The following is a 22402-nucleotide window of genomic DNA, read 5'->3' as shown; positions in this document are numbered from 1 at the left end:
CCATGCCCGGGCCCGGAAAACCTGCTGATTTGGGCGCCGAAAGCGCCTAAAGCCTCGTCCGGGTGAGACGATGAAGACAATGTCATCTGCCAAACCCACCCCTGCCTCCGGCCCTGCCGATTCCAAAGCTGTCCAATCCGGAGAAGTCCGTTCCAGCGCCATCATGGCCGCCGGAACGCTGGTTTCGCGTTTCCTGGGTTTCGGCAAGACATGGATGCTGGCCGCCGCCCTGGGCCTCGGCTCCACGGTCAACGACACATTCATCAACGCCAACAACCTGCCGAACCTGATCTTCCTTCTCGTGGCGGGCGGCGTCTTCAATGCCGTCCTGGTGCCCCAGATCATCAGGGCGAGCAAGGCTCCGGATAAGGGAGCGGACTACATCAGCCGGCTGCTGACGCTGGCGGTCCTGGTGTTGCTGGCACTCACGCTGCTGGTGACGCTGCTGGCGCCCTGGGTGATTGAGCTGACGACACAGGGCTACTCCCCGCAGCAGAAGGCCCTTGCGGTGTCCTTCGCTTTTTGGTGCCTTCCGCAGATCTTCTTCTACGGCCTGTACGCCCTGTTAACCCAAGTGCTCAATGCCCACGGCGCGTTCGGGCCCGCGATGTGGGCCCCGATCCTGAACAATATCGTAGCGATTGCCGGCCTCGGCATGTTCATCTGGACGTTCGGAACGAACGTGGCGAACCCGCACACCCTCGACACGTGGGACTCCACCCAGACCTTCCTGATCGCTGGATTCTCCACCATCGGTGTCGTGTCCCAGACGGCCATTCTGCTGATTCCGGTGTTCCGGCTCCGGCTCGGCCTGCGGCCGCGCTTCGGCTGGCGCGGGGTGGGCCTGGGCCAGGCCGCCAGGCTGAGCGTCTGGACCCTGGCGACGGCCGCCGTCGGGCAGTTGGCCTTCCTCTACGTCATGCGCATCGCCACGATCCCCGGTGCGGAACGGCTGCGGCTGGAACAGGCGGGGAACCCGGCCGCCGACACGCTGCCGGGCAACGCCGTGCTGGAAGTGGCGAGCCAGTTGTACCTGCTTCCGCACTCCATCATTGCGCTCTCGCTGGCCACCGTGCTGTTTAACCGGATGACCCGGGCGTCGCAGGACGGGGACCGCGCTGCGCTGCGCAACGCGCTCTCCCATGGACTTCGGACCATGGCCGTGGCGACAGTCTTTGGGGCCCTGGCCCTGTTCGCGCTGGCCGGACCGCTGGGGATGTTCTTCTCCGGCGGTGAGCCGCAGGACGGCGTGATGCTGGCCCAGACGCTGACCATCCTGGCCCTCAGCACACCGTTCATGAGCGCCAACTTCATGATGTCGCGTGTGTTCTACGCCAATGAGGATGCCCGGACACCGTTCTTCATCCAACTGGTGCTGGCAATCGTGAACGTGGTGGCCGCATTCGCGATCCAGTTCCTCCCGTTCGACCAGATCATCTTCGCCATCGCGACCCTCTATACCGGCGGCAATATTCTGTCTGTGATCCTCAGCGCCGTCTTCCTGCGCCGGCTGTTGGGGCATCTGGACGGTCCACGGATCGCCAACTCCTACATCCGGATGGGCTACGCCGCACTGGGATCCGCGCTGGCAGGTGCTGTGGCTTTGTGGCTGCTGGGAAGCTACAACCCGGATGGGTTCGCCTGGAGCACCCCGATCGCCGCGCTCGTGACGATCGTCGTCGTCGGACCCGTCATGCTGGCAGCGTACCTGCTGCTGCTGAAGCTCTTCCGCGTAACCGAGCTAAGCGACCTGGCGCAGCCGCTGCTGGGCCGGCTGCGCCGCCGCCCGGCGGGGCCGCCGGACACTGACCGTCCCGACGGCGCCGCTGCACCCCGGGCACGGCCGGAACGGGCCACTGTCTCGGTGGACACCGGACTCATTCCGAGAATTTCAGGGGAGTTCGACGCGGCATCCTTCCGTGCCGGCCCGGACCTCGACGAACAGGACGAACGGGCCCGGCGCGCGGGTCCGGAGGGCGGTTACCTGCCCGCCGAGGACGTTCCCACCACCGCGGAGGGCGGGCTGGGCCGCGGCGAGATCCCGCTGCCCGGGCGCAGGACGTATCAGGGCCCGGCAGGGCACAACCCCTATTTCCCGTTCGGCGGTAAGAAGAAAAAATAGCGACCAGCAGGTTACGCGGTGCCGTGTTTCCGCGGCGCGGACACAGCATCGGCTAGGATCGAAGACTAACAAGGGGAGTTGCAGACCAGGGATCCACCGGCTTTAGCGGGGGACCTGCGGTCACTGATGAAGTGATCAGTTCGGCAGCTCCCGGACAGTTCTAGGAGGAACCGTGTCCCACCCGATCGATGTCGGATCAGTACTAGGTGGCCGTTACAAGGTCACTGCCACTGTACTGACCTCGCATGACCAGGATCTGGTGCTGGACGGCGTGGACCAGGTGCTGAACCGACCTGTGAGCATTCTGGTGGCCGGGCCCGGCAATGCGGATCAAGTGGCACAAAGCGCCCGGGAAGTCGCCACCGGCGAGCGTCCCGGCAGCGTGCAGATCCTCGACCTGGGGGTCAGCGACGCCACCACATACCTTATTACCAACCACACTTCGGCGGCTGACCTGCTGGACCTGGTCGTGTCTTCCAACCCGCCCTACGTCGAGCCGTTCTTCACCGACACGCTGGGCAGTGAAATCTTCGGCCAGCCGCGCTCCCATGAACCCGAGACCTATGATGGGCTCTACGACGATGAAGAAGTAGACGCCGGGTACATCAACTACGCGCAGAACCAGCGTTCTGCCGCCGCGGCACCGCGCATCACGCCCCCCGCACCGCGCGTAACGCCCGCCGCACCACGTGTCACGCCGGCCAGCCCGGCTTCGCCCGCGCGCGTGCCCTCGCGTCCGCCGGCGTCGCCCGGTGCCGGAGCAGCGGGGACTGCGGGACTCGCCGCAGGTGCCGCAGCGGGTGCCGCCGCCACGGCGGCTTCCCCTATAGCGACGTCCGCCGAGGCAGCACCCCAGAAACCCGCCCCTGAGATCACGGCGCCCCAGCCGGTGCAGGGAGGTGCGCCGCGCTCCAATGCACGTGACTCCACACCGCCCGCTGCCGCCGAAGCCCCCAAGGTTTCGCTGTGGTCCGACGACGACTACGACTACGATCAGCCCGCTGACGAGGCCCCCCAGACGTCCCGCCAGGCACAGGCGCCGGAGTTTGCTGCCGCGCTCGGCGGTGCCGCGGCGGACCGCGCTCCCGGGTTCTTCCCCGGTTCGGCCCGGAGTAGCGACTCCGCGGCGGATGACGAGTACTACGGCAAGGACGAGGAACCCCGGCGCGAGCCACGCTCCATGCGCTGGTTGGTCGGCGGACTGCTGGCCGCGGTCCTCGTGGTCGGTCTGGTTCTTGCCGTGACCAATCTCGGCAGTCTCTTCAAGACCACTCCGCAGCCCGCCGCGGGCGGTGCGACCTCCAGCGCGCCCGCCCCGAGCACGGCAAAGCCGTCCGGTACCGCCAGCCCCGCGCCGGCTGCCGGTCCGCCGGCAATTGCGGGCGTCACACGGCTGGGCAACTTCGATTTCGCCGGAACCTACGACGGCGACCTGGTCAAGACCTTCGACGGCAATGCCGCCAGCTACTGGTCGGACATGGAGTTCGCCACCGACAACTGGGGTGGCCTCGCAGCGGAGGTTCCGCTCGTCGTCAAACTGAAGAACCCCACCGAGGTTTCCTCGGTAACCCTCAGCCAGTTGGGGGCCTCAGGCGGCAGCATCAGCGTTTTCACCAACGACCGTCCCTCCCTCGACGGCGCCAAGCAGGTCGGCAGCAACAGCTTCACGTCCTCGGACCTGACGATGCCCCTGCAGACGCCCACTAAAGCGCAGTATGTCATCGTCTCGATCAAGACCCTGCCTCAGCTGGCGGCGCCAAAGACCCGTTATGGATTCGGCCTGCGTCTGGCTGAGATCAAGATCCAGTAGCGGGGTTAGAAATCCAATGGGGCCCGGCCGTTGTTCGGCCACGAGGGCCCCTGAGTGGCCGTGTGCTCGTGCAGCACCGGCCCTGACCGGAATATTCAGCACCAAGTAGTAGTTGTGCCATGTGGCCGGCCACCCAGGCGGGCGGATAGACAAAGGAAGAGGTTCACCGTTCAGTGAGCAACGCAGAAAACACCGCGTCCGACGTACGTGATGTCATCATCGTAGGCTCCGGCCCCGCGGGCTACACCGCCGCGGTGTACACGGCGCGCGCGAACCTGAAGCCGCTGCTCCTGGCAGGATCAGTCACCGCTGGCGGGGAACTGATGAACACGACCGACGTCGAGAATTACCCGGGATTCCCGGATGGCATCATGGGCCCGGACCTGATGGAGAACTTCGAGAAGCAGGCCGCGCGGTTCGGCACTGAAATCCAGTTTGAAGACGTCACTGAACTGGATCTCGACGGCGACATCAAGACCGTAACCATCGGATCCGGGGAGACCTTCCGGGCGCGCTCCATCATTCTGTCGACCGGTTCGGCGTACCGTGAACTCGGCCTACCCAACGAGAAGCGGCTCTCGGGCCACGGCGTCAGCTGGTGCGCAACCTGTGATGGTTTCTTCTTCAAAGACCAGGACATCGCAGTGATTGGCGGTGGTGACTCCGCAATGGAGGAGGCACTGTTCCTCACCAAGTTCGCGAGGTCCGTCACCGTGGTCCACCGCCGCGACAGCCTCCGGGCCTCGAAAATCATGGCCGACCGCGCACTCGCCCACGAGAAGATCACATTCGTCTGGAACAGCGGCGTCGAGGATGTAATCGGCGGGGACAAGGTCACGGGTCTTCGACTGAAGAACCTCGTGGACGGTACCGAAACAGAACTCGCGGTCACAGGCGTCTTTGTGGCGATCGGAAACGATCCCCGCACCGAACTCATCAAGGGCAAGCTGGACCTTACCCCCGAAGGCACGATCGCCGTCGACGGCCGCACGTCAAAGACCAGCGTCAAGGGTGTGTTCGCCGCCGGCGATGTAATTGACCCGAGCTACCGCCAGGCCATCACCGCCTCGGGTTCCGGCTGCGTCGCCGCCCTCGACGTCGAGCACTACCTCGCAGACTTCCACGCCTAATCGGCGCAGCAACCAACCAGAGAGAAACAGGCAATGAGCAACGCTAAAGACGTAACAGACGCAAGTTTCAGCACCGATGTCCTGGCTTCTGAAAAGCCGGTCATCGTGGACTTCTGGGCCGAATGGTGCGGACCGTGCCGCAAGCTCGGACCGATCCTCGACGAGATCTCCGTGGAGTACAGCGAGAAGGTGGACGTCGTCAAGGTGAACGTTGATGACAATCCGGCGATCGCTGCCCAGTACGGCATCACGTCAATCCCCGCTGTCTACCTGTTCCAGGGCGGCGAAGTGAAGGGCACTGTCATCGGAGCCCGTCCCAAGCAGTTCTTCGAAAAGGAATTCGCGGACGTTTTGTCCTAGTTCCGTGTGGGTCAGCGCCCAGCGCGGACCACGCCAAAGTGGCCCCACTTCCGTCAGGGAAATGGGGCCACTTTGTTTTTTTACCCGTTGGGCTGATACCGCCGTCGTTGGCTGACCGCCAACGCTACAGCTGAGGCCAACCACCGATATCAGCAGTTATCGACTGCCTTTGCTCACTGCTTTCGCCAGCCTCCTCCCATCCGGATCGTGAAACTTTCCCTAGGGAGCCCAGGGCCCGTTCCCCTCTGGGGCCCGGGATGTGATGTCGTCTGGGCCGGCCGGTATCAGGGGGAGCCGGCTCGAACCAGCCCGGCCATGTGGTGGCGGAAATCCGCAGCCGAGCCCTGCCCTTTTGATGGTTTCACGTGAAACATAACGGCGCTAAGGGTTTCACGTGAAACACCGCCCAGCCCGTACTCGCGGAAGAGTACTTCGTTATTGCACGGTTCCGACGGGGGCGTCAGGTGTTTGATCGTGTTTCACATGAAACATGATCGTGAAGTCTGGGTCAATCTACGGACCAGTCATGGCGGTTGCCCTGTGCGGAATCGGAGGCAATAGTCCTGGAGCATTCCGGGGGCAGATCGAGTACGTTCGGTGACTGCTTGTCGTCTTGTGCTCCAGTCTTCTCCTTCTCCCTAAGGTTAGACATTTCAGACTGGCAAAGGATCCGGTTGGGCGCTCGTCGCGGCTTGCCGTCCTTTGAGCGCCCGGTATGTGTCAATCGTGGGTTAGCGACCTAAAGACTAGCGTCGAACGGAATTCGGTCGAGACTACAGCCGAATGGCCTAATCACCGCGACAACTATGTCCAGACTATGTTTCACGTGAAACCAGTAGGGGACGGTGGAGCACGAACACGTGGGCTTGTAGCTCAGTGATGTGGTGTGTCCACACCTTTGACGAGGGAGGCGCCACGTGGGGAGCAGTGCGGCCCGCGAGGGAACATTAGTCCGCATTGGCCAGAATCGGAACCGGATCATTCGGCACCGACCACTCGCGGAGATTCACTTTCTCAGCTGCTGCGTAAAGGGTCACGAGCGGTCTCAGCCGTCACAGCATAGTTGTAGCCGGTCCTGTTTCATGTGAAACAGGCTGCCGGTTGGTTAGCCTTGCCGGAATTGATCCACCTGTCATGGGGATTCCAATCCATCAGGCTGCCCTAAGCTGTGGGATATCCAACTATCCAGTAGTTGATCGCGGCGACCGGATGCAGAAGAGACCTAGATCAAATGGCTCGGTTTACCCGGCATCTGCCATCGCAGACAAATCGATTTGGCCCCGGTCGCACCGGATGGATCGCGCCCAGGGGCAGAAGCAGCCGACATCGCAACCAGTCACCATCATAATCAACGGTAGACACGCCCCAGGGACGCTGAGAAGGCTAGGCACGGCCTCCAAGTTGGGTCAAGGGACTGACCTGTTGTTCACGTCGGTGTTTCACGTGAAACACCCACGTTCTCATGAGCCAGGCCATCACCAGCAGTGAAGGCGGGGGCCTTACGATTGGCCGCGCCGCTTCTTGTCTTCGACCGTTTCGAGCCAGAATTGCAGAGGGTGCCCATGACGCCGGGCGACATTGCCTGGTGTCCTTCAGTCGGGGGAGCCGCGGGGGATTGATACTTGGGAGAGCAGGGCCTTGTGAACCTGGCCCGGTGGGCAGTGGGGGCTGGTTCCTGTCGATGTCGTCCCGCTGTCCCTATGGGTCGGCTGCCATAGGGTCGTAATCCTCAGACCGCCAACACATATTCGATATCTCGCTATCAAATAGGTGTTATGCGGCCGCTTTGCAGCCGCAGAACCCACGGCTTGATTGATCGGTACCCGGCGTCTGCCATCGCGGACAAATCAATTTGGCCCCGGATGCACCGGATGCCGCTGGCTGGCCTTTCTCCGAACTAGTCGCCATGTCCAACGATAGACACGCACGACGAATGCGGAGAGGGCTAGGCTCGGCCTCCATGTAGGTCATGGGCTGACCTGTTCTTCGCATCGGTGTTTCACGTGAAACGCCAATGTTCTCACAAGCCCAGGCCATCATCAGCAGTGAAAGCGTGGGCCTCATAATTGACCGCCCCGCTTCCTGTCTTCAATCGTTTCCAGCCAGAATTGCAGAGGGAGCTCACGACGCCGGCTACATTGCCGGGCCTCCTTCAGTCGGGGGAGCCACAGGGGACTGATCCTTGGGAGTGTGGGGCCTTGTGGACCTGGCTGTTTGGCAGTGCGGGCAGGTTCCTGTCGATGGCCTGGGGCAGTGTTGCTGTGTGGCCGTTTGGCCGCAGTCGGTGCACCTCAGTCGCTCTCGCAATGCCCGCCACCAACAGGGCTGGAGTCAGGACGGAAGTGCAGTTCAGGCCTGGCAGCGGACGATCCGGAAGTCCCAGTGGTGGTTCGTTCGGGGGACCAGTTGCTCAACGACCAGGACTGAGAAGGCCCAGACCCGCCGGTTCGAGCTGTCCCGGTCAGACAGTACTCCGAGTGCCATTCACAGGGAAAACGGAATCCCGACGGTCTACGGCGCACTCGGCTGAGCGCTTGGCAGACCGGCCGGGTCACTCGCTCTCGGTTTCCGACTATGCCTGTCCCTACCAATCGATAGGCTGTACGCCCCAAGTTCCTCGGGAAGAGAGCGCAGCCGCCCTGGTCGAACGGGCGCTCACGCTGGGTTCCACGAACGCCCAAACGCTCCACAACGGGGTGAACGGCCGACAGTGTTGGCGGGGTCCGTTCGAGCGGGCGGCACTCCCACCCTGGACCCATAGCGGCGACACCCGACTAACCGACCCAAAGACACTCGACCAGCCGGGGAAGAATTGCCGCTCACCGGCAGTACCGATTGCTCCAACACCGGAGACGTCCACGATGGCATTCGCTGTCTTTTCGCCTCCTCGTGGGCCGGCAGAACTTGCCACAACTTCGGTCACTCCCTTCGCTTCGAGTCGCCAGCCTTCGATTTCCACATAGTTCTCCACAGAACTTATTCACATAGTTATCCACAGGCGTCGTGATGCGTCTTACAGAGACATAGCCTCAGGCTGGGCCACGAGTGGTGTCAGTCCACCTGCATGGCTGTGCTCTTGCAATGTCTCCATCCCCGGGCCCAGCGAACAGCAACTTTTTCAACGTCAAGAGTCGCCGCCGTCGTCGGTCCAAAAATGCCCAGAATTCCCCGGAAAATTAACCGGCAACAGGGGATTTAGAGATCACGGTGGCGTGTGTAGGGTGTCACTTTTAGAGCTCCGAATTGTTTCACGTGAAACAGCCACGGCCCGGCGTCAGCAAGGGGTCAGACGCTTCCCTTGCACGAACCGTGTGGCGTCTGAGATCAGTGCGCGTGGGGGAATTCGGCTGTGAGGTAATCCACAAAGTTATCCACAGCGATATCCACCGCTTCATGCAGGAACCATCCATCGCAGGAATGCTCCAGATGGCCTCCTGTTCTCAGGGCAAGGGCTGGCCAGCGCCGCCCAAACGGCGCGCGAGGTGACCGCGGGATCCGATACTCCGGGGCGGGCGTGCCGGCCGGTGACTCCGGGACGGCAGTTCGGGCGTGCCGGCAGAACGATCCAATACTCCGACTCACGCCACTCAAACCGGGGGACTCAAGAATCCGGTTCACACGAACCGAACGCGGAAGACCCAGCACGCACGATCGAATGGTACCGAACGCGGAAGACCCAGCACGCACGATCGAATGGTACCGAATCCGGGGAACGAAATACCGGTGTGCCGAGGACGTGCCGGCAACCATCTCCGACGAGCATCGTCATCAGGTGCGTGCTTGGCCATCCGTGGCCAACCCCGTTCGTCCGTCAATCCGGAGCGTTCCGATGACCACTGGCTTGGACGTCGTCGTGGTTGGGTGACCAAGCATGCCGGGGCGGGAGACCATATGGCCTGGTCCGGACACCGGCCCGGGGAGAAAGTTCTCATTAATAGTGTCGGGCCCATCTTCACGGGGGACTGCACTGCCGTGCCTGGTTGAGAACTTTTGCCCACGAACAGTCCCGGGACGGATCCAGGGGTCGGTAGCGACTTGGACGTCGTCTGATGCGTCAAGAACGGCATCCGGTAATACGCACCATGGTTGGACGGCTAGCGCAGCCGCAGCTAAGTCCGCCCACATCACCACCGACCCGTGGTGGCCCTCCCTATCGCCGGCCTGGACATCGGTGAACTGGACTAGGAAGACTCAGAGGCACCGCACGGCGTCGACCTGGCCAACGTCAGGGGGAGCGGAGTAGCGCAGCGGGACAAAGGAAATCCGACTGACAATTGCCTCCGTATTGGCGGGTCGATTCAGTCACTGAAGGGCGGGCCTAAATCCCGTCTGACTGCCGCTCGTGGCCTAAGAGAATGACCGCCGCGCGCTTGGCTGCCGGTAGGGCCCGATGGATGCCCGTTGGCGTCAGGGCCCTTCCGGGCGCTTCTGCGGGATCGCTGGGTCGGAGTAGGTGAATCGGTACCATGTAGGCAAGATGAGGCTATAGACGGAGCGCTCCGCTGCCCGCAGTCAGGCCACCGGTAACCAGGGCAACTCCGGCCGGCGGGCACTGCAGTTGACGGTCATAGTGCACCGCGTCCGTTGTGCCCCGGCCGCCCCGGAATGTTTCACGTGAAACCGGGCCCCGATGAAACCCAGGAGCTCGCTCGAATGCCCCGGTGGTCGGCGGAACCAACCGCAGAAACTCGAACGCCCATGCCACCAGACGCCCCCGCGGTCTGGACGGAGCAGCTTCTCCTTGCGAGGGTCAGAACGGAATTTCGCAGTGGACACGGAGTCGCTCTGATGGACTAGATGAAATTCCAAGGGGTCCGGGCGGTATGTCGTGCCCTGCTGAAGGCGCATCCGGAACGGGTCCCGGCCCGGCCCCGGATCGGCATCAGTCCGCGGATCACGGACGTCGAAGTGATGACCCCGCGGTCATGCAGGCGTTGCTCGGCTTTACCAGCGAAGCCCGCTGGCTGCGCCATGCCCGGAAGAATCTGGGCAGGATGTTCCCCGTATCTGCCGGGCCAGGCCGGGTACAACAAGCGCCTGCGCCGGCTCTTCCCGGCCATGAACTGGCTCATCAGGGTGCTGACGGAGCGGAACGAAATCTGCTGTGACGATGTCTGGGTGGTCGATTCGAGTCCGGTTGAATGCGCCCGGTACAAGGAAGCCTTCCGCCGCTCCGAGAAGGCAGGATGGGCCGAATACGGCTACTGCGCCTCACAGCCGATACTTCCGGGGCCTGCGCCTTCATCTGGTCTGCACCCTGCACGGGCTCCCGGTCGGGTATGCCCTGCCCGGGGCCAAGGCCGACGAACGCCAGACCTTTCTGGACATCCTCGCCGGCACCCCGGCCATGGCCAGAGTCCGCGCCGACGGGCACCGCCAGATCCTCATCGGCGACAAGAACTACTACGGTGCCGGCTTCGAAGAAACCGTCGACCAGGTCGGGATCGATATGCTCCGCCCGGCCCGCAAGGGAGAAAAACCGCGGGCAGGATCCCGGTTCTTCAAGCCCCTGCGGCAGATCATCGAATCGATCAACGACACCCTCAAGGGCCAGCTGGACCTCGAACACCACGGCGGACGCACCCCTGCGGGCGTCACGGCCCGGATCATCCAGCGCCTGCTGGCCATGACCGCTGCCATCTGGCACAACGACGAGACAGGACAGACCGTCCGCCGCTCACTGGGCGCCTACGACCACTGACATCCCTTGGAATTATTCATCCAGGGTCGCAAGGTCAGTTGACGCCGGGGCAGAGATGGACGCTTCTACGTGAAACACCCCGCCTCAGCACTACGAAGCCCGGACTCCCAGCCTTGGGACAGCCTTCCCACCCCGGCAGGAAGGGAACGGATCCCAATCCGGTACGAGGCGACGGGACATGCCCTACATGACCAGATTGGTGGGACGGGCAAGAAGAAGTCCGTCCGATCTTGGTAAAGGCTGTCGGGCCAGGCCACGAAGGCAGCAGGTTTCAGGCGGCTGTTGGCGTGAAGCAGCCAAAGCACGTTCCCAATGGAGCCGGATCAGGAGGAGCTGCTCAATCACAGATCCCGTATTCTCCTGGCCATATTCATACCGAACCCTTGCCGCCACACCCGTGCCCCAAACTGAGCGGGTGCCCCACAGGAAATGAACTACGGGTCCCGGCCGATGCGCGGCTTCGCCAAAGGAGGGGTCCGTTTCACGTGAAACAGACCCCAATGACAGCGATCTTGACCAACACGAAAGTAATCGCGGTCAGGCTGCGGTGGTCGGGCGATGGTGACGTCAAGCCGAGGCTGTTGAAATTCCCGATAGCGCTGCTCTGTCGCTTTGGCTGGATCCAGGGGGATGAAGTGGTCGACGCCCGGATGTGTGTAGCATTTCACTCTCTGCGAGCAGGTTGCCGGCCGGGGATTAGGTGCGGGACATGTCCGCCCCGGTTTCTTCGATCAACACGTCGGCGTCGAAGATGCCGGGCTGGGCGGTGTCGATCCGGGCCAGATGCAGCGCGGCCATAGGCGCATAGTGGCCCCTCAACCAGCCGGTGAGCGTGCCGACGACCTCGGCATTCTGAAGCGCAGGGTTCCCTTGGCAAGTCCGGCGAGGATGAGGGCTTCGAGCATGGCCCGGGAGGAGACTCGGGTCAGGTCACGCAGTTCGCGGATCGGCTCGGGCGGATCTACAGCACCAAGGCCAACCGGCGTCGACCGAGACGGGCACGTCCATAATCCGCCTGGGCGCGGCCGCTAACCACCAGACAGAACGTTAGGCGGGAACAACTCTCTCCCACCACGGCCCGACAGCGACGCTGGCTCGCTAGCCGGGCGCTCCTGGCGTGAGCACATCCATTATCCGGTTGAGGTCTTCCACGCTTGCGAATTCGATGCTGACTCGTCCTTTGCGTGCCCCGAGGGATATCTTGACGTTGGTATCAAGCCGGTCGGAGAGTGAGGATGCAAGATAATCCAGGCGCTCGTGTCGTGCGCCGGGACGTGGAATGTTGTTTTTGGGCGTGGAAGTCGGATTCTGATACAGCGTTACGGCCTCTTCAGTGGCACGAACGGACATGCCCTCTGCGACTATTTTCTGAGCCATGCGTTCCATGGCGGCGGCATCGGGGAGTGCCAGCAGTGCGCGGGCGTGGCCTGCAGAGATGACGCTGGCGGCGACGCGGCGCTGTACCAGCGGCGGAAGTTTGAGCAGTCGGAGCGTGTTGGACACCTGGGGACGTGAACGCCCGATCCGGTCGGCGAGCTGTTCGTGCGTGGTGCCGAAGTCCTCGAGCAATTGCTGGTAGGCGGCCGCCTCTTCGAGCGGGTTCAGCTGACTCCGGTGCAGGTTCTCCAGCAGGGCATCGCGGAGGAGGTCATCATCGGTGGTGTCACGGACTATCGCAGGGATGGTTTGCAGGCCTGCGGCCTGCACTGCCCGCCACCGACGCTCGCCCATGACGAGTTCGTACGGTTCTCCACCTTCTTCAGTAGAAGTGCGGACAACAATTGGCTGGAGGACGCCGATTTCGCGCACCGAGTGAACCAGCTCCGCCATGTCGTCCTCGTCGAAGACCGACCGCGGCTGTTTGCGGTTGGGGTGGATATCAGTGACCGGAATTTCCGCGAAACGGACACCCGGCACCTCCACGAGCTCCACTCCGTTCACGTCCGCATCGTGAAAAGCTTCGTCGTCACCCTGGTCGGGCTCCGTCTGATCCGGGTCCGTCGGGGCCGGATTCGGTGCTACAGCCGGACCCGTTTCCTTGGCGGCGACAGACTTCCGTGCCGGTGCCTTTTTCGTCGCGGGAGCGGTCGTCGCCTGCGGCGCGGCGGTCACTTCCTTGCCGGGAGCCGTGACGGTCTCTTCCGTTGCCGCTGTCTCAGCGGCGGGTGTCCGCTTTCGGGATTCAGGAAAGAAAAGATCCACGGGACGGGACGGCGCTGACCCGTTGCCGGAAGCTGCAGCGGAACTTGGAATGAGTGCTCCAAGTCCACGGCCCAGGCCGCGTCGCTTATCGCTCATGGATAAATCCCTCCATTGGAAGAGCCGCGCATCACCGGACTCTAGCTAGTGCAATTCTTGAAAAGATTCTAACGTTCCGCGATTTCGGCAGCGGCTTCCAGATAGGACAGGGCCCCGCTGGATGAGGGATCGTAGGTCATCACGGTCTGCTGGTAGCTGGGGGCTTCCGAAATTCGCACCGAGCGGGGAACCACAGCGCCGAGGACCTGCTCCGGGAAATGTTCGCGCACCTCGGCCGCCACCTGCGCCGCAAGGTTGGTGCGGCCGTCATACATGGTCAAAAGGATGGTCGAGACGACCAGATCGGCATTCAGGTGCTTCTGGATCATTTCGATGTTTTTCAGCAGCTGGCTCAGTCCCTCCAGCGCGTAGTACTCGCACTGAATCGGTATGAGCACCTCGTTGGCCGCACAGAATGCATTGACCGTCAGCAGTCCAAGGCTCGGCGGGCAATCGATGAAGATATAGTCCAGCCGCTCCTCACCGTTCTTCGCCCGCTGCTTGGAGTACACATCAATCGCACGGCGGAGGCGCTGCTCGCGGGCAACCAGGCTCACCAGCTCGATCTCGGCGCCGGCGAGGTGGATGGTTGCGGGCGCACAGATCAGCTTGGCGATATCCGGGCACGGCGCCACAACGTCCTGCAAAGGGATGTCGTTGATAAGCACGTCGTAAATGCTGTCAACGTCGGCGTGGTGTTCAATTCCCAGGGCAGTCGAGGCATTCCCCTGCGGATCAATGTCGATGACCAGCACGTTCAGGCCTGCGGCGGCCAGGGCGGCCGCGATGTTGACCGTGGTCGTCGTCTTGCCGACGCCGCCCTTTTGGTTCGAGACGGTGAAGATTCGCGTCTTCTCCGGCTTCGGAAGCTCACGACCCAGGAGGCGTTCCCGACGCCTGTTCTCATGGGCGAGTTCACGGGCGATGGGGCTGGAATCATCTATCGAGTCCAGGACATTCGGTAGGCCGGCGACCGATGTTTCACGTGAAACGCTCATCATGCCGGTGGTTTTTGCAACCAAACCCGGGTGTTTCGCCGAGTAATCATAAGCGAGTGCGGGCGCAACAAAGGCCCGTGCGGACCCCAGGGACACAAACGGGGGGATCCGTTGTGTGGAGGCTTCGCTACTGGTCACTGTGACACACTCACTCTCGTTCGGCTCTTGCTGCCGGTTACTAGCCTAACCTCTTACCCGTGGCCTCCAGTGGCACCGGGCTGATGCTAGGCAAACTTTTGAGGCTTATTCACAACGATTCGGACAACAGTTGTGGGTTCTTCAAGCAGGTCCTCGCCCACGACGACAACGGACGTCTGGGTACCGCCCAGCTTCCGGATCACCTTGGCCGCCTTTTCGATTTCCTCGCCGGCGCTGCGACCCTTGATCGCCACAACCTCGCCCTTACCCGCCAACAGCGGAATGGTCAGTCCGGCGAGGTTCGACAGTGCGGACACGGCGCGCGCCGTGACGACGTCGGCGTCCACCATGCCAACGGCAAGCTCCGCCCGCGTGCGCATGATCGTGACGTTGTCGAGACCGAGGTCATCAACAACTTCCTGCAGCCAAATGACGCGGCGTTCGAGCGGTTCGATCAGGGTCAATTCCAGATCGGGCCGGGCAATCGCCAGGCAAAGGCCCGGGAGACCGGCGCCGCTGCCGACGTCGGCCACATGGCTTCCCTCGGCGATCTGGCTCTCGATCACAGCGCAATTCAGCACGTGCCGGCTCCACAACCGGGGAATTTCACGGGGGCCAATCAGACCCCGCTCCGTCCCGGACGTGGCCAGGTGCTCCACATAGCGTTTCGCCAGGTCCAGGCGGTCCCCAAAGATCGTCTGTGCTGCCTGCAATTCGGCAGCGGTTATCTCAACCATCAAGCTATCCGCGGGCTTCAGTCTGCGGAAACGACGATGTGGCGGTCTGCGCCTTCGCCTTCGGACTCGCTGACGAGACCAAGGTCAGCAACGGCGTCGTGCACAATCTTCCGCTCGTAGGCGCTCATGGGCGCCAGCGCCACGGCTTCACCGGACTCTTTGACAGACCCGACGGCGTCCTCGGCCAGTTTCTGCAGTTCGCCGGCACGCTCGGAGCGGTAGCCGTTGATGTCCAGGACCAGGCGGGAGCGGTTTTCCGTTGCGGACAGCACCGCGAGGCGGGTCAGTTCCTGAAGCGCCTCGAGGACTTCGCCGTCCTTGCCCACCAGGTTTTCGAGTCCGGCCGACTCTTCCTCAGCGACAATCGAGATGTAGGTGCGGCCGTTTCGGACTTCAATGTCGATGTCGCCGTCAATGTCGGCGATGTCCAGCAGTTCTTCAAGGTAGTCCGCCGCGACGTCCCCCTCTTCCTCGAGGCGGCTGGCGGAGGTGCCCTGGTCCTCTGAGCCCTCGGTACCCGAGTCAGTGTCCTGCCCGGCGTCCTGGACTGCACTCAGCGCCTCGTCCTGCTCTTCGATGGCTTCAGCGGAAATAGCGTGTTCGGTGCTCTCGGCGGACATTACTTCCTCTTCCTGTTCTTACGTTGTGGCTGGACGCGCTGGCTCTTGGCCACCAGGGCTGCAGCCGCCGCAGCTTCGGCTGCCTCGGCATCGGCTTTCTTGGCGCCCGTCAGGGGCAGGGCCGGCATGCCCTTGGCGGCACGGCGCTCGGCCAGGGCCTTGGCGGCGGGGGATCCCGGTGTCGGCATGCGGCGGATCACGAAGAACTGCTGCCCCATCGTCCAGAGGTTGGTGGTGGTCCAGTAGATCAGGACGCCGATGGGGAAGTTGATGCCGCCCACGCCGAAGACGATCGGCAGGATGTAGAGCATCATCTTCTGCTGCTTCATGAACGGGCTGGCCATCGCCTCTTCAGACATGTTCTTGGCCATGATCTGCTTCTGAGTGATGAACTGCGAGGCCGTCATGGCCAGGATCATCACAATCGAAAGGATCCACACCGCGACGACGTTGCCGCCCTCGGGCGTACCATGCAGGAGGGTAGCGGAAAGCGGGGCGCCAAAGATGCTCGACTCGTCGAACTGTACGACCTGTTCGTGGCTCATCGCCCCGATGCCCTTGCCGCTCGCGGCCGCCGTCGTGATGCCGGACAGGACCGTGAAGAGGGCAAAGAAGAACGGCATCTGGATCAGCATGGGCAGGCAGGCCGAGAACGGATTGGTGCCGTGTTTCTTGTACATGGCCATCTGTTCCTGGGCCATGGCCTGGCGGGACAGCTGGTCGGTCTTGCCCTTGTACTTGTCCTGCAGCTTCTTCAGATCCGGCTGCAGCAGCTGCATGCCTCGCTGGGCCTTGATCTGCTTGACGAAGACGGGAATCAGGGCGGCACGGATCACCAACACCAGCCCGATGATGGACAGCGTCCACGTCCAGCCATTGGCGGCGGGCATGCCGATGGAGCTCAGTCCATCGTGGAAGACCACCATGATGGCGGACACAAGCCACTTGAACGGAAACATGATTGTTTCAAAGAAGTCCATACGATATCCCTATTCGTCAGGCCGCGGAGCGGCCTTCTCCATCAGTCTGAGCGGCCAGGTACTTGTCCGGATTATTCAGCACAACAATTGTGGGGGTGCGGTCCGCGGGCCACTCGCAGTTGCCGGCGGGGACATGGTCCACACCGCCGGCATTCCAGGGATGGCAGCGCACCAGGCGCTTGGCCGCCAGCCAGCTCCCTTTCACCGCACCGTGGACGGTGATCGCCTCAAGGGCATAGGCCGAGCAGCTGGGGAAAAAACGGCATACCTGGCCGTACAGCGGTGAGATCACCTTGCGGTACGCCAGAAGCAACAGGATGAGGATATTGCGGGGCAAGTTCCAGACTGCCCGGCCCAGCCATACTGCTGCGGATTTTGCAGGCGGGACGACGGCGGCAGTTGAGTTATGCACGCGGGGTCCCTTCCTGTGTTGTCTCGTCAGAAACTGAAGAAGCAGCCTTTGGAAGGCGGCTGCCCAGTCGTTTCATGTTGCTTTCCAAAGCGGCACCGTAATCAGAGCACAACTGGTCCCAGCTGGCACCCGCCGCAGCGGGCAGGGCCCGAACCACAATCGCGAACCCGCTGCCGTAGTGCTGCAACGACATGGCGCCGAGTTCTCTCAGTCTCCTCTTAACGAGGTTCCTAACCACAGCGTTCCCGACACTCTTGGAAACGATGAATCCGATCCGGCTTGGTTCATCGGCAGCGAGGGCTGCCGTATATAACACTACGTTCCGGCGTCCATTGCGGACACCGGAACGTACGGTTGTTGAAAAATCGGTTGATGTCCTCAGACGGTTGCGGGTGGCCAGCACCTTTACACTCGCACAGGGATGTGGACCGACGAGTCAGTTATTTAGGCCGACAGCTCGGTGCGACCCTTGCCACGACGGGCTGCCAGGATGGCACGGCCGGCACGGGTACGCATACGAAGGCGGAAGCCGTGCTTCTTGGCTCGACGGCGGTTATTCGGCTGAAAAGTCCGCTTGCTCACGTTAGTTACTCCAGTGGGATCAAAGGTGCGCCCACCCGATCAAGGGGAAGAACTGGTCGACGCTAAGTTTTGTATGTGCCGCTTCCCTCGACTCGCACGACGCGGAACGTCGGGAGAGATTCAAATGAGGCGCAAAGCGTACACATGGGACTTCACAACGTTAGGGCTTGCCGGCCTCCCGAGTCAAACCGGGGGTCGCTTCGCAAGCTTTCCCCAGCTGTGGCTAACTGCCGCCACAGCCTGTGGATGAAGCGGTTCACAAACCCTGGTTGTGAACCACAACGGTGTAATTATCCACAGGAGAGAACCCAGCTATCTTCTGGCGTTTTCATCCCCTACAGTGGCTCAGTAGCCCCTTATCCACGGACTGTGCATAACCCTGTGGATTAACCCGCGTCCAGCTGGCTGGACCCACCCGTGCGGCTGCCGTAATGAATACAAGCAAGTTTGAGGAACTGATTGATGACAGTAGACGAAGCCAACCAAGCCAACACTGTCGGAAGTTCCTGGCGGCGGGTCGTGAGCCTGCTGGAGAACGACCACCGTGTCACACCCCGGCAGCGCGGCTTCGTCATCCTCGCCCAGGCGCAGGGACTCATCGGCTCTACCCTTCTGGTGGCCGTGCCGAATGAGCTCACCCGCGAAGTGCTGCAGACGCAGGTGAAGGAAGCCCTCGACGACGCCCTGCGGAACGTCTTCTCCGACGAAATCCGTTGCGCGATCGACGTCGACACCGATCTGGTGCCGCTGCACACGGAGCCGGAACCCGCCGTCGAACTGTCCCTCGTGGCTGATCCTTCGGTGGAGCTGAAACCGCAGCCGATGCTGCCAAGCACCTCCCACGAATTTGGCCGCCTCAATCCGAAGTATGTCTTCGACACCTTCGTGATCGGTTCCTCCAACCGCTTCGCCCACGCCGCAGCCGTCGCGGTGGCTGAAGCGCCGGCCAAGGCCTACAACCCGCTCTTCATCTACGGCGACTCCGGACTCGGCAAGACCCATCTGCTCCACGCAATCGGCCACTACGCCCGCCGGCTCTACAGCGGGATCCGGGTCCGTTACGTGAACTCCGAGGAATTCACCAACGACTTCATCAACTCCATCCGCGATGACGAAGGCACCAGCTTCAAGACGACCTACCGCAACGTGGACGTCCTGCTGATCGATGACATCCAGTTCCTGGCCGGCAAGGACCGGACGCTGGAGGAGTTCTTCCACACATTCAACGCCCTGCACAACAACAACAAGCAGGTGGTCATCACCTCCGATCAGCCGCCCAAGCTGCTCGCCGGATTTGAGGACCGGATGAAGTCGCGGTTCGAATGGGGCCTGCTGACGGACATCCAGCCGCCCGAACTCGAAACCCGGATCGCTATCCTCCGGAAGAAGGCCCTCAGCGAGGGTCTCTCCGCCCCGGATGATGCCCTGGAATACATCGCCTCGAAGATCTCCAGCAACATCCGGGAACTCGAAGGGGCCCTGATCCGGGTTACGGCCTTTGCCAGCCTCAACCGCCAGCCGGTCGACGTTGCTCTGGCCGAGATGGTGCTCAAAGACCTCATCACCGATGACGGAGCCCAGGAAATCACCTCCGCGCAGATCCTCACCCAGACCGCCGACTACTTCAAGCTCAGCATGGAAGAGCTCTGCAGCAAGTCACGGACCAGGACCCTGGTGACCGCCCGTCAGATTGCCATGTACCTGTGCCGCGAACTCACGGACATGTCCCTCCCCAAAATCGGGCAGGAGCTCGGCGGCCGCGACCACACCACCGTCATCCACGCGGACCGCAAGATCCGTGAGCTGATGGCCGAGCGTCGAGTGATCTACAACCAGGTGACCGAGCTGACCAACCGGATCAAGCAGCAACAGCGCAATTCCTGAGCCGGCCGGCCGCGCACTCCTACCTTATTAACAGGCGCCTGTGGACAAACCTGTGGATAGTTAAGGGGACAACAGCGGTTAATGGGCTTAAAACCCTTAAGGCGCCTGTGGATCAGCGCTGCGGCCAAAAATGTTATCCCCATCCACACCCTGTTTAAAACCTGCTCCACCCACAGTCCATGAACAGGGCTTAACCGCGGAATCCCGCCGCCAAATCGAGTTATCCACAGTATCCACAGCAGTTATTAACACTACTAATCCCTAGAAAATGAAATTCCCTCAAATAACAACTTCGTTCCGGGGCCCGCACCCCGCCCAGGACCGTTCCGGACCCTGGCCGAAAACGGCACCGGGCCGGCCGGCCCAAACCACATGGATGTAAGCCGGGGATGGGAGAATCACACCTCTTGCGGCTAAGCTGTCTGCAGTGTGTCCGTCTGGACATCTTTTGTGATTCCCTGCCGGGCCGGTGGCCCGGCCAGCAGTGATGACAGCAGCAATGAAAGGCGGCACCCTTCCGTGAAGTTCAGAGTCGAACGGGACGTCCTGGCAGAAGCCGTCACCTGGACCGCCCGGTCGTTGTCTCCGCGGCCGCCAGTACCCGTACTTTCCGGACTGCTCCTCAAGGCTGAAGCCGGTACCGTCAGTCTCTCGAGCTTCGACTACGAGACCTCTGCCCGCCTCGAAATCCCTGCCGACATCACCACCGAAGGCACGATTCTGGTCTCGGGCCGGCTGCTGGCTGACATCTGCCGCAGCCTGCCCTCCGCTCCCGTGGAGATTGAAACCGACGGCCACAAAGTCACCCTGAGCTGCCGCCGCAGCAGTTTCCACCTGGCCACGATGCCGGAAGCCGAGTACCCGCCGCTGCCCGCGCTGCCCCCGATCAGCGGCACCGTCCCGGGCGATGCGTTCGCCCAGGCCGTCTCCCAGGTGATCATCGCGGCGAGCAAAGATGACACCCTCCCGATCCTCACCGGCGTGCGGATGGAGATCGAGGATGACCTGATCACGCTGCTCGCCACCGACCGCTACCGCCTGGCCATGCGTGAAGTCCCGTGGAAGCCGGTCACACCGGGCATTTCCACCAGCGCACTGGTCAAGGCCAAAACGCTCAACGAAGTTGCCAAGACCCTTGGCGGCAGCGGCGACATCAACCTTGCCCTCGCCGACGACGACAGCCGCCTCATCGGATTCGAAAGCGGTGGGCGCACCACGACGTCGCTGCTGGTGGATGGCGACTACCCCAAGATCCGCTCACTCTTTCCGGAGTCCACGCCGATCCACGCAACGGTGCAGACCTCCGAACTCGTCGAAGCAGTGCGCCGCGTCTCGCTCGTGGCCGAACGCAACACGCCTGTCCGGCTCGCCTTCACCCAGGGCCAGCTGCACCTCGACGCCGGAACCGGCGAAGATGCCCAGGCATCGGAAGAGCTCGAAGCCCAGCTCACCGGCGAGGACATCACCGTGGCGTTCAACCCGCACTACCTGATCGAGGGTTTGAGCGTTATCGAGTCCAAGTTTGTGCGTTTCTCGTTCACCAGTGCGCCCAAGCCGGCCATGATCACGGCCCAGAACGACGCAGACGGTGAGGACCAGGGCGATTACCGTTACCTGGTCATGCCGGTCCGGCTGCCCAACTAGCCACCGCTGCTACCGTTTGGACCCGCGGACCGCAGCAACCGGCCACCGAACGGGTGCCTTCAACAGTTGGACCACCCCCATCGCAGAAGAGAGTTCATACCGTGCACATCGGACTGATCGGCCTTGGAAAAATGGGTTTCAACATGCGCGAACGGCTGCGCAAGGGTGGAATCGAAGTAACCGGTTTTGACCGCAACCCGGACGTCACCGACGTCGCGAGTGTGGACGAACTCCTCACCGCTGTACCCGCGCCGCGCCTGATCTGGGTGATGGTCCCCTCCGGCGACATCACCGACGCCGTCATCACCGAACTCGGCAACAAACTCGATGCCGGTGACCTCGTGATCGACGGCGGGAACTCCCGTTACACCGAGGACCAGAAACACGGTGCCGCGCTGGCTGAAAAGGACATCCGTTTCGCCGACTGCGGTGTGTCCGGCGGGGTCTGGGGCCTGCAGAACGGCTATGGCCTGATGGCCGGCGGGGACGCCGCGGATATTGACCGTGCGATGCCGGTCTTTGATGTGCTCCGCCCCGAGGGCGAACGGGCCGACAGCTTTGTCCACGTCGGCGGGGTCGGCGCCGGCCACTACGCCAAGATGGTCCACAACGGCATCGAGTACGGGCTGATGCAGGCCTATGCCGAAGGCTACGAACTGCTCGCCGCCAAGGAAATCGTGACCGACCTTCCCGGCACTTTCCGCGCCTGGCAGAAGGGAACCGTCGTGCGGTCCTGGCTGCTGGACCTCATGGTCAAAGCCCTCGACGAGGACCCCGGCCTGGCATCGATCGACGACTATGTCGAGGATTCCGGTGAAGGCCGCTGGACGGTGGAAGAAGCCATCGCCAACGCTGTGCCGGCCCCGGCCATCACAGCAGCCCTTTTTGCCCGGTTCTCCTCCCGCGAGGACAACTCGCCGGCGATGAAGATGGTTTCCGCGCTGCGCCACCAGTTCGGCGGACATGCGACCCGCCCGGCCAAATAG

Annotated in this window: 15 protein-coding genes and 1 pseudogene; 8 read left to right on the top strand and 8 right to left on the bottom strand. The window is 62.5% G+C overall.

Annotated features, from left to right (window positions below; genetic code table 11):
- Positions 1–79 precede the first annotated feature (79 nt).
- The 5 genes and pseudogenes from murJ (at position 80) to J2X01_RS06245 (ending at position 11123) form a co-directional block, all read left to right on the top strand.
- A complete protein-coding gene (murJ, locus tag J2X01_RS06265) occupies positions 80–2122 on the top strand; it encodes a murein biosynthesis integral membrane protein MurJ (protein ID WP_374724938.1) in 2043 nt (680 codons plus the stop codon).
- A gap of 172 nt (positions 2123–2294) precedes the next feature.
- Positions 2295–3932, top strand: coding sequence for an ABC transporter substrate-binding protein (locus J2X01_RS06260; protein WP_310051896.1), 1638 nt, complete (start codon positions 2295–2297; stop codon positions 3930–3932).
- A gap of 173 nt (positions 3933–4105) precedes the next feature.
- On the top strand, positions 4106–5062 hold the full coding sequence (gene trxB / locus J2X01_RS06255) for a thioredoxin-disulfide reductase (RefSeq protein WP_310051894.1): 957 nt from the start codon (positions 4106–4108) through the stop codon (positions 5060–5062).
- A 33-nt stretch (positions 5063–5095) separates the two neighbouring features.
- Positions 5096–5422: a thioredoxin gene (gene trxA, locus J2X01_RS06250; RefSeq protein ID WP_310051892.1), complete on the top strand. Its 327-nt coding sequence runs from the start codon at positions 5096–5098 to the stop codon at positions 5420–5422.
- Between the two features lie 4797 nt (positions 5423–10219).
- Positions 10220–11123 (top strand): annotated as a pseudogene (locus J2X01_RS06245) (IS982 family transposase).
- A gap of 1098 nt (positions 11124–12221) precedes the next feature.
- Here the strand turns inward: J2X01_RS06245 and J2X01_RS06240 are convergent.
- The 8 genes from J2X01_RS06240 to rpmH all read right to left on the bottom strand — a co-directional run bounded on the left by J2X01_RS06240 (position 12222) and on the right by rpmH (position 17888).
- Positions 12222–13421: a ParB/RepB/Spo0J family partition protein gene (locus J2X01_RS06240; protein WP_310051887.1), complete on the bottom strand. Its 1200-nt coding sequence runs from the start codon at positions 13419–13421 to the stop codon at positions 12222–12224.
- Between the two features lie 68 nt (positions 13422–13489).
- Complete coding sequence (locus tag J2X01_RS06235) at positions 13490–14557, bottom strand: ParA family protein (protein WP_310051882.1); 1068 nt, start codon at positions 14555–14557, stop codon at positions 13490–13492.
- An 86-nt stretch (positions 14558–14643) separates the two neighbouring features.
- Entirely contained in the window at positions 14644–15294 is a 651-nt protein-coding gene (rsmG, locus tag J2X01_RS06230) for a 16S rRNA (guanine(527)-N(7))-methyltransferase RsmG (protein ID WP_310051879.1), read from the bottom strand.
- A 17-nt stretch (positions 15295–15311) separates the two neighbouring features.
- Complete coding sequence (locus J2X01_RS06225) at positions 15312–15914, bottom strand: Jag family protein (RefSeq protein WP_310051877.1); 603 nt, start codon at positions 15912–15914, stop codon at positions 15312–15314.
- On the bottom strand, positions 15914–16894 hold the full coding sequence (yidC, locus tag J2X01_RS06220) for a membrane protein insertase YidC (protein ID WP_310051875.1): 981 nt from the start codon (positions 16892–16894) through the stop codon (positions 15914–15916). Before yidC ends, J2X01_RS06225 begins: the two co-directional genes overlap by 1 nt.
- 16 nt (positions 16895–16910) lie before the next feature.
- Positions 16911–17306 carry a membrane protein insertion efficiency factor YidD gene (gene yidD, locus J2X01_RS06215; RefSeq protein WP_310051872.1) on the bottom strand — a complete coding sequence of 132 codons (396 nt, stop codon included), beginning with the start codon at positions 17304–17306 and terminating at the stop codon, positions 16911–16913.
- Positions 17299–17709 (bottom strand): ribonuclease P protein component, encoded by a 411-nt coding sequence (gene rnpA / locus J2X01_RS06210; protein WP_310051870.1) that lies wholly within the window; start codon positions 17707–17709, stop codon positions 17299–17301. The genes yidD and rnpA overlap by 8 nt, the downstream gene beginning before the upstream one ends.
- Positions 17710–17750: 41 nt before the next feature.
- Positions 17751–17888 (bottom strand): 50S ribosomal protein L34, encoded by a 138-nt coding sequence (gene rpmH / locus J2X01_RS06205; RefSeq protein WP_003800212.1) that lies wholly within the window; start codon positions 17886–17888, stop codon positions 17751–17753.
- Between the two features lie 462 nt (positions 17889–18350).
- Between rpmH and dnaA the strand changes: the two genes are divergently transcribed.
- From dnaA to gnd, 3 genes are all read left to right on the top strand, one after another.
- The gene (gene dnaA, locus J2X01_RS06200; protein ID WP_310051867.1) at positions 18351–19772 is read left to right on the top strand and encodes a chromosomal replication initiator protein DnaA; all 1422 of its coding nucleotides are present in this window, start codon (positions 18351–18353) and stop codon (positions 19770–19772) included.
- A gap of 519 nt (positions 19773–20291) precedes the next feature.
- The gene (dnaN, locus tag J2X01_RS06195) at positions 20292–21416 is read left to right on the top strand and encodes a DNA polymerase III subunit beta (protein ID WP_310051865.1); all 1125 of its coding nucleotides are present in this window, start codon (positions 20292–20294) and stop codon (positions 21414–21416) included.
- A 101-nt stretch (positions 21417–21517) separates the two neighbouring features.
- Positions 21518–22402 (top strand): phosphogluconate dehydrogenase (NAD(+)-dependent, decarboxylating), encoded by an 885-nt coding sequence (gnd, locus tag J2X01_RS06190; RefSeq protein WP_310051863.1) that lies wholly within the window; start codon positions 21518–21520, stop codon positions 22400–22402.

The organism is Arthrobacter ginsengisoli (genome assembly GCF_031456935.1).
Classification (GTDB): domain Bacteria; phylum Actinomycetota; class Actinomycetes; order Actinomycetales; family Micrococcaceae; genus Arthrobacter; species Arthrobacter ginsengisoli.
Note: the sequence above shows the minus strand (reverse complement) of the source record. Positions and strands in the feature narration are given on the sequence as shown.